Annotated in this window: 13 protein-coding genes and 1 pseudogene; 7 read left to right on the plus strand and 7 right to left on the minus strand. The window is 57.1% G+C overall.

Translation table 11 applies throughout. The features are described 5' to 3' along the window. Positions 1 to 53: 53 nt before the first annotated feature. A complete protein-coding gene (locus tag CDH48_RS03320; protein WP_264754755.1) occupies positions 54 to 863 on the minus strand; it encodes an IclR family transcriptional regulator in 810 nt (269 codons plus the stop codon). 269 nt (positions 864 to 1,132) lie between these two features. On the opposite strand from CDH48_RS03320, the gene CDH48_RS03325 reads away from it, so the two are divergent. The 3 genes from CDH48_RS03325 to CDH48_RS03335 are packed head-to-tail and all read left to right on the plus strand — an operon-like array spanning position 1,133 to position 4,684. Then, entirely contained in the window at positions 1,133 to 2,302 is a 1,170-nt protein-coding gene (locus CDH48_RS03325; protein WP_100687313.1) for an acyl-CoA dehydrogenase, read from the plus strand. A 32-nt stretch (positions 2,303 to 2,334) separates the two neighbouring features. Next, on the plus strand, positions 2,335 to 3,531 hold the full coding sequence (locus CDH48_RS03330; protein ID WP_100687314.1) for an acyl-CoA dehydrogenase family protein: 1,197 nt from the start codon (positions 2,335 to 2,337) through the stop codon (positions 3,529 to 3,531). Positions 3,532 to 3,541: 10 nt separating this feature from the next. Next, positions 3,542 to 4,684 (plus strand): acyl-CoA dehydrogenase family protein, encoded by a 1,143-nt coding sequence (locus CDH48_RS03335; RefSeq protein ID WP_100687315.1) that lies wholly within the window; start codon positions 3,542 to 3,544, stop codon positions 4,682 to 4,684. Positions 4,685 to 4,716: 32 nt separating this feature from the next. Here the strand turns inward: CDH48_RS03335 and CDH48_RS03340 are convergent, their stop codons facing one another. The 6 genes and pseudogenes from CDH48_RS03340 to CDH48_RS03365 form a co-directional block, all read right to left on the minus strand. Next, complete coding sequence (locus CDH48_RS03340; RefSeq protein ID WP_100687316.1) at positions 4,717 to 5,652, minus strand: ketopantoate reductase family protein; 936 nt, start codon at positions 5,650 to 5,652, stop codon at positions 4,717 to 4,719. Further along, positions 5,642 to 5,896 (minus strand): annotated as a pseudogene (locus tag CDH48_RS03345) (AMP-binding enzyme); the annotation flags it as partial. The pseudogene CDH48_RS03345 and the gene CDH48_RS03340, both read right to left, overlap by 11 nt. An 18-nt stretch (positions 5,897 to 5,914) precedes the next feature. Continuing rightward, a complete protein-coding gene (locus CDH48_RS03350; RefSeq protein ID WP_100687317.1) occupies positions 5,915 to 6,880 on the minus strand; it encodes an arsenic resistance protein in 966 nt (321 codons plus the stop codon). A gap of 21 nt (positions 6,881 to 6,901) precedes the next feature. Next, on the minus strand, positions 6,902 to 7,291 hold the full coding sequence (locus tag CDH48_RS03355) for a DUF6858 family protein (protein WP_100687318.1): 390 nt from the start codon (positions 7,289 to 7,291) through the stop codon (positions 6,902 to 6,904). Between the two features lie 255 nt (positions 7,292 to 7,546). Beyond that, a complete protein-coding gene (locus tag CDH48_RS03360) occupies positions 7,547 to 7,759 on the minus strand; it encodes a hypothetical protein (protein WP_100687319.1) in 213 nt (70 codons plus the stop codon). Continuing rightward, on the minus strand, positions 7,752 to 8,342 hold the full coding sequence (locus tag CDH48_RS03365) for a transferase hexapeptide repeat family protein (protein ID WP_100687320.1): 591 nt from the start codon (positions 8,340 to 8,342) through the stop codon (positions 7,752 to 7,754). Before CDH48_RS03365 ends, CDH48_RS03360 begins: the two co-directional genes overlap by 8 nt. Before the next feature lie 464 nt (positions 8,343 to 8,806). Between CDH48_RS03365 and paaG the strand changes: the two genes are divergently transcribed. From paaG to pcaF, 4 genes are read left to right on the plus strand one after another with little or no spacing between them, the layout of a single operon-like run. Further along, positions 8,807 to 9,598 (plus strand): 2-(1,2-epoxy-1,2-dihydrophenyl)acetyl-CoA isomerase PaaG, encoded by a 792-nt coding sequence (gene paaG, locus CDH48_RS03370; protein WP_100687321.1) that lies wholly within the window; start codon positions 8,807 to 8,809, stop codon positions 9,596 to 9,598. A 2-nt stretch (positions 9,599 to 9,600) separates the two neighbouring features. Then, positions 9,601 to 11,121 carry a 3-hydroxyacyl-CoA dehydrogenase PaaH gene (paaH, locus tag CDH48_RS03375; RefSeq protein WP_100687322.1) on the plus strand — a complete coding sequence of 507 codons (1,521 nt, stop codon included), beginning with the start codon at positions 9,601 to 9,603 and terminating at the stop codon, positions 11,119 to 11,121. Then, positions 11,118 to 11,576, plus strand: coding sequence for a hydroxyphenylacetyl-CoA thioesterase PaaI (gene paaI / locus CDH48_RS03380; RefSeq protein ID WP_100687323.1), 459 nt, complete (start codon positions 11,118 to 11,120; stop codon positions 11,574 to 11,576). Before paaH ends, paaI begins: the two co-directional genes overlap by 4 nt. Beyond that, complete coding sequence (pcaF, locus tag CDH48_RS03385) at positions 11,573 to 12,820, plus strand: 3-oxoadipyl-CoA thiolase (protein ID WP_100687324.1); 1,248 nt, start codon at positions 11,573 to 11,575, stop codon at positions 12,818 to 12,820. Before paaI ends, pcaF begins: the two co-directional genes overlap by 4 nt. The last annotated feature ends 19 nt before the right edge of the window (positions 12,821 to 12,839 follow it).

Below are 12,839 nucleotides of genomic sequence, written 5' to 3' on the forward strand. Positions count from 1 at the left end.
TTTGTTTTAGCCTGCTGGAAACAGGCTCAACTGATTATCCATTCGCTCAAAGTTTAAACGCCGAGAGACTCAATATCGCTTGCCAGCACCGCCAGTTGGCAAGCGATGGAATTACGAAGCTTTTCGGCAGGAACCAAATAAGAAGGCGCCGCACAGGTCAGGGCCATCGTAGTGCCATCCTGTAAATGAACGGGGACACCTGCAGAGTTGATATTGCGATCCCATTCGCCTAGCGACAGGCAAAAGCCATGCTTTTTGTATTCTTCCATTGCGCGATCCAACCCTTCCTTTTTTTCTGGCCAGGATTTCGGGCCGTATTTTTCCGCCATTGAGTCTTCTATGGTTTTGCGCCCTCTTTCTGCAATTGAGCAGTAGTAAGCACGGCCTGCAGATGTTGTTGCCATGGGCAGCTTATGGCCGATATCCATTCGCAGCAGCGAAGCTTTCGGCGGCAAACAGTTTTCCACATAAATCATGTAGAGGCGATCGCGACAAGTCAGGCCCACAGACATATTGGTCTGGCGGGCAAACTCATCCATGTAGGGTTTTGCGAGTTGGCGAACTTTCAGATTGGAAACATAAGCATAACCCAGTGCCAGCACACCGGAGCTCAGCTGATACTTCTCAAGCTGCTTGTTGTAGCTCAGGTACTCCAACCGGGTCAGAGTATAGGTCATGCGTGATACCGTCGGCTTGGGCAGGCCGGTTAGCCGGGCAATCTCCTGGTTACCAAGTATCGTTGACCCTTGAGTGAAGGCTCGCAACACATTGAGCCCACGGGACAACGCCTCCACAAATTTTCGATCCTTTTCCGGCTCAACACGACCACCGGCCCCGGAGGCAGCCATCAGCTCCGATAACATGTTTTCCGCTTCAGACATACTGCAACACCCCTTACCAACGCTACCAAAGCTGCTGCCTTGGGCAAATGCCCTTTCTTGCATTTACCACATACTCAGATTAATCTTTTTGGACAAAATGCAAAACTAAGTTTCGCATAGCGAAACATTGTAGCGTTTACTACTACAAGGTCAAACTAATGACTTTCATTCCCCGGCCGCACCCCGGTTGCAGGGGGCATGGCCGCTGTCATTGAACACGCCAACCAGCAAATTCACTGAGGAGAAACAACATGGCTTCCGCACCCTGGGACGACCTGCTGCAGCTGGACAAGCAACTGGATGAAACCGAACGACAGGTAAGGGACAGCATCCGCAGTTTCTGCGACCAGCGTTTGATGCCCGGCATCATTGAGGCCAACCGCCACGAAAAATTCGACCGCAGCATTTTCACCGACATGGGGGAACTGGGCATGCTGGGGGCCACCCTGCCGGAAGAATACGGAGGCCCGGGTCTTAACCACGTGTGTTACGGGCTGATCGCCCGCGAAGTCGAACGCGTGGATTCTGCCTATCGCTCGGCACTGAGCGTTCAATCCTCTCTGGTGATTCACCCGATTCATGCCTTTGGCCAGGAGGCGCTGAAAAAGCGCATTCTGCCCAAGCTGGCCTCCGGAGAGCTGGTTGGCTGCTTCGGCCTGACCGAGCCCAATCACGGATCTGACCCCGGCAGCATGGAAACCCGCGCCAAGAAAGCAGACGGCGGCTACCTGCTGAGCGGTTCCAAAACCTGGATCACCAACTCCCCTATTGCAGATATTTTCGTGGTCTGGGCCAAGCTGGATGGCAAGGTAAATGGCTTTGTTATCGAGCGTGAGGGCGCCAAAGGCCTGGAAACGCCCAAAATCCCCGGCAAATTCTCGCTGCGCGCGTCCGACACCGGATCCATTTTCATGGATGAGGTGTTTGTACCGGAAGAAAACAAACTGGACGTGGACGGCCTGAAAGGCCCCTTCAGTTGCCTGAACAAAGCCCGCTATGGCATCAGCTGGGGTTCGCTGGGTGCCGCGGAATTCTGCTGGCACGCCGCCCGCAGCTACACCCTGGAGCGCACCCAGTTTGGCCGCCCGCTGGCAGCTAACCAGCTGATTCAGAAAAAGCTGGTAGACATGCAAACCGAGATCACCCTGGGCCTGCAGGGCGCACTGCGCCTGGGCCGGATGATGGATGCCGGTGACGCCACCCCCGATGCCATTTCCCTGCTCAAGCGCAACAACTGCGGCAAGGCTCTGGACATTGCCCGGGTTGCCCGCGATATGCACGGCGGCAACGGCATTGCCGACGAATACCATGTGATCCGCCACGTAATGAATCTGGAAGCTGTCAACACCTACGAAGGCACCCACGATGTACATGCCCTGATTCTTGGCCGCGGCCAGACGGGCATTGCAGCGTTCAGCTGAAACCAGACAGCGCAACACGACGAGGCCACGCAATGAATATGAACTACACCGCCGAGGAGCTCGCTTTTCGTGACGAAGTGCGGGCATTCCTGGACAAGAAACTGCCGGCAGACATCGCCGCCAAAGTTAAGGGGTTCCGCCGCCTTTCCAGAGAAGATTACCAACGCTGGCAGAAGATCCTCAGCGAACAGGGCTGGTACGCCACCCACTGGCCGAAAGAGTATGGCGGTGCCGAGTGGTCGCCGGTTCAGAAACACATCTGGGATGAGGAGTCCGGCCGATACGGCGTCCCCCGTTCCATTCCCTTCGGCGTGAACATGGTGGCGCCGGTGATCATCCGGTTTGGCAATGAAGAGCAGAAGCAAACCTATCTGCCGCGCATTCTCAGCGGCGAGGACTGGTGGTGCCAGGGTTATTCGGAACCTGGGGCCGGTTCCGATCTGGCGTCGCTGAAAACCCGTGCCGTGCGCCAGGGCGACCACTACGTAGTGAATGGCCAGAAGACCTGGACCACTCTTGGCCAGTACGCCAACATGATCTTTTGCCTGGTACGCACCAACACCGAGGTAAAAGCCCAGGAAGGCATCTCCTTCCTGCTTATCGACATGAATACGCCGGGTATCAGCGTGCGCCCGATCATCACTCTGGATGGCGAGCATGAGGTGAATGAAGTCTTCTTTGAGGATGTAAAGGTGCCGGTGGAAAACCTGGTGGGCGAGGAAGACAAAGGCTGGACTTACGCCAAGTACCTGCTCACCTACGAGCGCACCGGGCTGGCCGGTATCGGCCTGTCCAAAGCCGCGCTGGCTCACCTGAAAGAGCTGGCCTCCCGCCGTATCAAGAATGGTCGCCCGCTGATTGAAGACACCGTATTCAGCCAGCGCATTGCAGAAGTTGAAATTGACCTCACCGCTGCGGCTATCAGCAATTTACGCATTGTTGCTTCCGTTGAAGGCGGCGGCATGCCCGGTGCCGAAAGTTCCATGCTGAAGGTGAAAGGCACCGAAATCCGTCAGGCCATTAATGATCTGGCGCGCCGGGCCATAGGGCCCTATGCCATTCCGTTTGTGGAGGAGGAGCTGAACTTTGAGTACGAAGGCGAGTTCCTGTCCGACGAAAATGCGGCGCCCTTGTCAGCCCAGTACTTCAACAACCGCAAGCTCTCGATCTTTGGCGGGTCCAACGAGATCCAGAAAAACATTGTTTCAAAAATGATTCTCGGGCTTTAAGGAGACGACCATGGATTTCCGACTCAACGAAGAGCAACAAATGCTGCAGGACACCGTGGCCCGTCTGGTGCGCGGTGAATACAGTTTTGAAAAACGTCTGGAGTACAGCGAAAGCGACGCAGGATTCAGCGTGGACTTCTGGAAACAGCTCGGCGAGCTGGGGCTGACGGCTGTGCCCTTCCCGGAAGAGCTGGGTGGCTTCGGCGGTGGTGGTGTGGAAGTGCAATCTGTGATGACCGAACTGGGCCGGGGGCTGTGCCTGGAGCCTTACCTGCAATCGGTTATTCTCGGCGGCGGACTCATCAGCCAGGCGGGCAACGACAGCCAGAAAGCAGCATGGCTAGGCGGTATTGCCAGCGGTGAACTGCAAGCTGCGGTGGCGCTTCAGGAACCCCAGAGTTTCTACAATCTGAACGATGTGGAAACCCGCGCTGAAAAAGCCGACGGCGGCTATGTGCTCAATGGCCGTAAAGCCGTGGTCATCGGCGGGCACTGTGCCGACGTTATTCTGGTGTCTGCCCGCACCTCCGGTGATAGTCGCGATGCCAGCGGCATCAGCCTGTTTGCCCTCCAGGCAGACACGGCGGGCATCGAACGCCGCACTTACCCGACGATCGACGGTTTCAAAGGCTGCGACCTGACGCTCAACCGCGTCAAGGTGAGTGACGATGCCCTGCTGGGAGAGGAAGGCAGTGCCGGCGGGGTTATCGAGTACCAGTCCGGCCGGGGCATCGCTGCCCTGTGCGCTGAGGCGGTCGGCGTTATGGAGGTGGCCAGCGAGCTGACCCTGGACTACCTCAAGCAGCGCAGGCAGTTCGGGGTGCCCATCGGCAAATTCCAGGTATTGCAACATCGCATGGTTGATATGATGTCAGAACTGGAACAGGCCCGCTCCATGGCCATTCTGGCGGCCAGTGTGGCCGATGAGGAACAGAATGACGAACGCCGCCGGATACTGGCCGCTGCCAAAAACGTGATTGGCCGCAGCGGGCAGTTTATTTCCGAGCAGGGCATACAATCCCATGGCGGCATAGGCATGACCTGGGAGTATAACTTTGCCCATTATGCCAAGCGCCTGATCATGATTAACCACCAGCTGGGCGACGACGACTTCCACCTGGAGCGCTATGCTTCCCTGCTGCAGGCGAGCTGACCTCCTGAACGGGAAACCCGGGGCGGGAACTGCTAATCCCGCCCTTCAAGTGCTGCCCGCATTTTCAGCGTAACCAGCATGGTATTCAGGTGCGGCACCGGAATGCCATGACGCCTTGCTATGGCCACCACGTTGCCCAGCACCGCTTCCCGCTCAATGGGGCGACCGTTCAGGTAATCCAGCGCCATGCTGTTCTTGTAGGCGGGCATTCGGCGGGTGCCTTCAATGTTCTTGTCAATCAGCGACTCGTCCATGGGGTAACCGTCCGCCGCTGCCACCTCCATCACCTCACGGATCATGGCCCGTACCAGTTCCTCACCGCCTTCAGTTTCCAGAATGGTTTGTGTATCCGCGCCGTTGGCAATAACCGACAGGGGGTTGAACGGAGTGTTCCAGAGGCACTTGCGCCAGCGCTCACCCACCACATGCTCAGTGAGATCGATATTGATACCGCCATTTTTGAACAGTCGGGCAAGCTGCCGGCAATGGTCATCAATACCTTGCGGATAAAGCCCCATCACCAGCCTGCCATAGGCCTTGTGTTCAACCACACCGGAGTCCTTCCGGCTCACGGCAATAAATGCCAGGCAGCTTATGAGCGGATTGTGGGGGTAGGCATCCGCCAGTTCCTTCTCTATATCCAGACCGTTTTCAATCAATACCAGACGGGTTTTCTCGCCCATCCAGGGAGCCACCATCGCCACCCTGTTGACACCGGGAAGCACTTTCACGCAGAGGATCAGAAAATCGGGTACAGCCTCAGGCACATCGCCATCGCGGTAGACGCGGTCCGGCTCGAACGACAGGTCGCCGAGCGGGCTTTTGATACGAATACCATGGGCTTTGACGGCGTCATAATCTGAACGCAGAACAACGCTCACGGAGCAACCGGCTTGCTTGAGAATGGCGCCGTAAAAACTACCAATCGCTCCGGCGCCAACAATCAGAATGCTCGGGTTATCGCTCATGGTTTTTCCACTCTTGCTCTTGCAGCGTTCGCCACATCAACTTACCGGTTGGCGACGTGGGCAAGGCGTTTACAAATTCTACAATCGCCGGGACTTTATAAGCCGCCATCTGTTCTTTGCACCACCGTGTAATGTTCTCAACGCTGGTATTTTCTTCGGTTTCCGGCTTGAGCACGATGTAAGCCTTAACCGTTTCACCCCGCTTTATCATGGTGTTCCCGGAAATAGCCACCTGGTTACCGGGCCTGTTTTTCTGAGATTTTTACCCAGGTGCCCCGAAAAGGCGGTCAGTAAACTTCACATACCAGGCTGCCGCCTGCACCTGAACAATGTAGGCCATCGCAATCAACAACGCAGCATCCGCGCCCTCGGTACCAAAAACCCCCATGGCGATAGCCAGCGCTATGGACAGATTCCGCATGACCGTGCCGTACACCAGGGCAATCGCATCACCCCGGGGGAACAGCGCCTTGCCAACGAGCGTGCTGATAACAAAGTTCAGTGCGTAAATAAGCACCAGGGGTACAAGGTACGCAAGCAGCGACTCCGGATCATTCAGAATATCCTGCGACTTCAATGCCATGGAGACAAACACTACACCGAGAACGCCAAGTGTGGAGAACGGCGGAAATTTCGGCTTGATGTTCTTCTGAAAAACTTCCTGGCCGTGCTTTGATATGAGCGCCCTCTGAGTGAAGTAGCCCAGCACCAGCGGCAGAAAAACAATCAGCGCGATCTGCATGAACACCTGGGAAACCGGAATTTCAATCACTGCTCCCAGCAGCCCTTTGAGATAAAGCGGGGCGAGCAGGGATCCCGCAATCAGGCCCACCACGGTCATCCGCACCGCTGCTGGCACGTTGCCTTTTGCAAAGCCTGTCCAGGAGATGGTCATGCCGGATGTGGGAAGCAGCGATGTTAATAAAAGCGCCAGCCTGGCAAACGGCTCATCGGGGAAAAAGAGCAGGCCCGCGCCGTACCCGATTGCCGGTATCAGAATAAAGTTGAGCAACTGGGTTACCCACATCAGCTTGCCACCGCCTGGCTGCAGCAGCTGGCGCAGGTTCATGGTGACCATCATGGGGTAAACCATCAGGAAGGTAAGCGGGAGTATCGCCCAGCGCAATGGATCCGGGTCTGCAATCTGCCCCGCCAGGAAGCCGGCAATCATGGCTAACGGGATGCTCCAAACCAGATGCTTCTGCATCCAGAACAGCAATGGCCACATAAGTCTTCCTCCCCGCACGGGTTAACTGTTACGAAGCGCCAGTGCCCAGGCGCGCATGGCTTCGTTGGCCGGCGCCTGTGGGGCATCCATAAAACTCACCACGAAATGATCCCCCATATCGGCAATCCCGATCGAACGGGGCCTTACCGACAACACATGCGGGTTCGGAAGCGCGCGCCCAAAACAGAACACCACGTTAATTGCTGCCTGGATGTCGGGAGAGACGTCTCCTCCAATCTCCCGGCTATGGGCCAGGTGATCAAAGGTGGTGATATAGGAAACTTTCGGGGTTTCTTCGATGCAGCGTTTGAAGTAGTCCGCAATCTGCTCGGCAGATTCATACGGGGTTTCGGACTTGCTGATATCAAAAACGGTGATGGGGTACTTTTCCTGGAAATGCAGTTGCTTCATGTCTGCCTCAATAACCTGTCAGCGAAATGCGGATTCCAACCGCATTGCAGAGCGGCCCTGGCTTGATCTGCCTCCAGGGCCTCCCAGCATTGACACTAAGGCTATGACAGACATGCACGAAGCACAGTGACAAAGTCACCAAGCAAAGTGCCAGTGTCCCGCCTGCAAGCGCTGGTAACTATTACGCCTGATCAGTATCGAAAACAAACAGGATCAAATAATCCATGATTTGTGTGAGCACCGAGCGGTAACAGTTTATTCCGTGCCATCCCCTCTGACACCCAACCGGTCGAGATAAACATGCAACTCGGCCTCACTCATATCAACATATTCCAGCACCCTGCCATACAGCATAACGGTGGGAACATTACGCCCGTTCCGCTCTTTCTGGATGTCATGTATCAGATACAGAACAAGCCGCTCTGTGCGGGTGAGGCCATCGCGTGCGTCCGGGAGGGCATTATTCATCTTTCAGATCATGCTCGCCAATCTGCAGTTTTGGCCTGTCGGCATCCACTTCCGCCAGGGGTGAGCACTCCCGCATGTTCTCCAGGCACCGCCGTGTCAAAGCCTGGTACTCCCGGGTGCCACGTTGTTTCCAGCTGACCTCTTTGTCGCTGAGCTGGCGCAGCACCTTGGCCGGTGAGCCTACGATCAGAGATGCCGGCTCACAGGTGAAGCCGCTTTTCACAAATGCAGCAGCCCCCACGATGGATTTTGTCGCGATAACCGCTTCATCCATAACCACGGCATTCATTCCCACCATGGCATCTTCTTCTATTACACAACCGTGCAGCACGGCGCCGTGCCCTATGTGCCCGTTGCGCCGGATAACCGCGTCCCGTCCGGGAAACGCATGCACCACACAGGTGTCCTGCAGGTTGGCGCCCTGCTCCATCACAATGCGGCCAAAATCACCACGCAGTGACGCGCATGGCCCCACGTAGCAGTCCGGGCCCACATGCACATCGCCAATAAGCACCGCAGTAGGGTGCACGTAAGCCGTTGGATGCACCACGGGGGTTACACCATCAATCCGGTAACTGGGCATAAAGCACTCCTCAAACATGTTTACGTTTTTGCATTTTAGGCTAATTTTTCTGTGTCAGAACAGATACTACACGGCCCGGAGGATAAACAGGCCCGTTACCGGGCTTTGTTACGCAACAATAAGACTAAAGGCTAACATCGAAAATAATGATAAAAATCATAAATCTATAACTGCTTTATCGAAACGACTGATAACGTGATACAAAATTTTGATTTCAGATTCTTGACCGGTATCAATTCAAACCTATACTCTTTCCACAAATGAACCAGGCGGAACACCGCCCTGCGGAAGCTGCCTTGATAACAATCAGGCTTTACCGAAAAACCACGAAAACAACAGATTGCCGGAATCTCTATGCCACAGATACTGCTCCCGAAAGAGCCGGATCACGGCAATTGTCTGTCTGACTAAAAACCCGCCCGACGCGACTAAACGGGTTCCACTGCTATCACAAGGATTCTTCCATGACCGAGCAGAGCGTGCTTCTCGATATCGACCAGGGAATTGCCAAAGTCACCCTGAATCGCCCCAAGAGCCTCAACAGTTTTAACGTTGAAATGCATGAGCAGATGCGGGCCGCACTGGAAACCATCCGCAACGATGACACCGTCCGGGTCATGTTGCTCACCGGCAATGGCCGTGGTTTCTGCGCCGGCCAGGACTTGTCGGACCGCAACGTAAAGCCGGGTGTCGAAGCGCCGGATCTGGGCTACTCCATTGAGACCTACTACAACCCGATGCTGCAGGCCATTCGCGATCTGCCCATGCCGGTTATCTGTGCCGTAAACGGTGTTGCTGCCGGCGCAGGCGCAAATATTGCCCTGGCCTGCGACATCACACTGGCAGCACGTTCGGCGAACTTTGTTCAGGCTTTTTGCAAGATTGGCCTCATTCCCGACTCTGGCGGCACCTGGACCCTGCCGCGGGCGGTGGGAATGGCCCGTGCAAAAGGCCTGGCCTTATTAGGCGACAAACTGAGTGCGGAAAAGGCCGAGCAATGGGGCATGATCTGGCAGTGCGTCGATGACGAAGCCCTGCAGGATGAAGCCATGAAGCTGGCCCGTCATTTCGCGACCCAGCCCACCAAAGGCCTGGCGATGATCAAGCGCGCCTTGCATGAAAGCACCACCAACAGTTTTGAAGAACAGGTCATTGTTGAGCGTGACCTGCAGCGCGAGGCCGGTCGCACCGATGATTATCGTGAGGGTGTTGCAGCCTTCATGGAAAAGCGCACGCCTGAATTCAAGGGGAAATAAAAGTGCAGCCACTTGTTCCTGATATCCCCGTAGCCGTTATTGGCGCCGGCGCCATGGGTTCCGGCATTGCGCAGGTAGCCGCCCAGGCAGGTCATCAGGTATTCCTGCTTGATCAGCGTGAAGGTGCTGCCGAGGCGGGCCGCCAAAGTATCGCAAAGCAGCTGCAACGCCGGGTCGACAAGGGCAAGCTGGAACAGTCTGCACTTGACGCACTCCTGGACCGCATCATGCCTGTTAATGAACTCAGCGAGCTTGCCGGGGCGGGCCTGGTGATTGAGGCCATCGTTGAGGATCTCGATATCAAGCGCAGCCTGCTTGCCAACCTTGAAGAAGTGTGTAACGCGAGCACTATCCTGGCAACCAACACATCGTCCATATCCGTAACGGCCCTGGGCGCCAGAATGAAGCACCCTGAGCGCCTGGTGGGCATGCACTTCTTCAATCCGGCACCGCTAATGGCACTGGTTGAGGTGATCAAGGGCTTGGCCACCAGCGACGAAGTGGCACAACGTGTCTATGCCACCGCGGCGCAGTGGGGCAAAAAGCCGGTAACCGCCACCTCAACGCCGGGGTTCATTGTGAACCGGGTTGCACGGCCCTTCTACGCTGAAAGCCTGCGCCTGCTGCAGGAACAGGCAGCGAGCAGCGCTACGCTGGATGCCATCGTGCGGGAAGCCGGAAACTTTCGCATGGGGCCTTTCGAGCTGACCGACCTGATCGGCCATGACGTGAACTACGCTGTGACCTCTTCGGTTTTCAATGCCTACTATCAGGACACGCGCTTTCTGCCCTCTCTGGTGCAGAAAGATCTGGTGGAAGCCGGCCGCCTGGGTCGCAAGAGCGGTCAGGGTTTCTATAACTACGCGGAGGGTGCGCAAAAGCCGGAGCCCGCAACAGTAGCTCCTGCCAGCAGCGATGCAGACACTCTTATTGTAGAGGGTACCCCGGGACCACTGGCCGCCCTGGTCACACGCCTGAGTGAAAACGGCCTCAGAATCATCGAACGGGATGGCCCCGGCCGCCTGCGGTTCGGCAAGGCGGTACTGGCACTGACCGATGGCCGCATGGCGACCGAGCGCGCTGCAGCCGAAGCCTGCAACAACCTGATACTGCTGGACCTGGCCTTCGATTACAGCAGGGCCAGCCGCCTGGCAATCGCCACGGCCGACCAGGCGTCACCACAGGCCGTCAATGACGCCTGTGCTCTGCTGCAAAAGGCTGGCATTGCTGTGAGCCAGGTTGCCGACCGCCCGGGCCTGGTGATCATGCGCACCGTTGCAACCCTGACTAACGAAGCCGCTGATGCGGCCCTGCACGGTGTGGCGTCTGTCAGCGACATAGATCTTGCCATGAAAGCCGGCCTCAATTATCCGGAAGGCCCGCTGCGCTGGAGCGATAACCTGGGGCCCGGCCTTGTGCACAAGGTGCTGACAAACATCCAGCAGAGCTATGGCGAAGACCGCTACCGGCCGGCTCTGCTGCTGCGAAAAAACCGGTTTTCCGAAAAGGGATTCTATTCATGAGCGACGAACATCATTCACCCGATGCGCAAAAGCTGGCGCAGGATTGTGCTGAATCCATGTACTCACGGGATATGGCCAGCCAGAACCTGGGCATGAAAATCACCCAGGTTTCACCCGGCAAAGCCACGCTGACCATGCCGGTCACCAACATCATGATTCAGGGGCACGGCGCTTGCCACGGCGGTTATCTTTTTACCCTGGCCGATTCCGCGTTTGCCTTTGCCTGCAACACATATAACAAGGCCACGGTAGCCTCCGGCTGCACCATTGATTACATGATTGGTGCCCGGGAAGGCGACGTGTTGACGGCCACCGCCGTTGAACAGTCCCGCGGCAATCGCACCGGCGTCTACGACATTACTGTCACCAACCAGAACGGCCATGTGGTAGCCCTGTTTCGCGGCAAGTCCTACCAGGTGCGTGGCGAAGTCATCCAATCGGAGAACGATCAATGAGTAACGAAAAACGCCTGCAAGACGCCTATATAGTAGACGCGGTACGAACGCCGATTGGTCGCTACGGCGGTTCTCTGGCAACCGTGCGCGCCGACGATCTGGGCGCCATTCCCATGAAGGCACTGAAAGAACGCCACAGTGAGCTGGACTGGTCGGCCATCGACGATGTTCTTTATGGCTGCGCCAACCAGGCTGGTGAAGACAACCGCGACGTGGCCCGCATGTCCCTGCTGCTGGCTGGCCTGCCCGTTGATGTACCCGGCAGCACCATCAACCGCCTGTGCGGTTCAGGTATGGACGCCATTGGCAGCGCTGCCCGGGCGCTGCGCACCGGCGAAGCCGGCCTTATGCTGGCAGGCGGTGTCGAATCCATGTCGCGGGCGCCGTTTGTGATGGGCAAGGCCGATTCGGCCTTCAGCCGCAAAGCCGAGATATTCGACACCACCATCGGCTGGCGCTTTGTTAACCCGGTACTCAAAAAGCAGTACGGCATAGATTCCATGCCCGAAACCGCTGAAAACGTGGCAGCCGACTACAACATATCCCGGGAAGACCAGGATGCCTTTGCCCTGCGCAGCCAGCAGCGCACCGCGGCAGCCAGAAAGGCAGGCCGTTTTGATAATGAAATCGTGCCGGTGAGCGTGCCCCGCCGCAAGCAGGACCCGCTCATTATTGATACCGACGAACACCCCCGGGAAACCAGCCTGGACAAGCTCGCCAGCCTGGGCACGCCGTTCCGTGAGAACGGCAGCGTGACCGCCGGCAACGCGTCCGGCGTAAACGACGGTGCCTGCGCTCTGTTGCTGGCCAGCGGTGACGCCCTGAAACAGCACAATCTCAAGCCCCGCGCCCGGGTTGTTGCCATGGCCACAGCCGGTGTTGAGCCGCGCATCATGGGCATGGGCCCGGCACCCGCCACCCGCAAGGTGCTCAAGACTGCCGGCCTTGAACTGGCCGATATGGACGTAATCGAGCTCAACGAAGCCTTCGCCGCACAGGCACTGGCCGTACTTCGCGACCTGGGCCTGCCCGACGACGCCGAACATGTGAACCCCAACGGGGGCGCTATTGCCTTGGGCCACCCGCTGGGCATGAGCGGAGCACGCCTTGTGACCACCGCGCTGAATGAACTGGAACGCCGCCATCAACAGGGCCAGAGCGCACGTTACGCCCTGTGTACCATGTGCATCGGCGTAGGCCAGGGCATCGCGCTTATTATTGAACGTGTCGACAGCGCTGAGTAATTGAACCGGCCCGGATACG

Origin of the sequence: Marinobacter aromaticivorans (assembly GCF_002806975.1) — a bacterium.
In the GTDB taxonomy this organism is placed as follows: Bacteria; Pseudomonadota; Gammaproteobacteria; order Pseudomonadales; family Oleiphilaceae; genus Marinobacter; species Marinobacter aromaticivorans.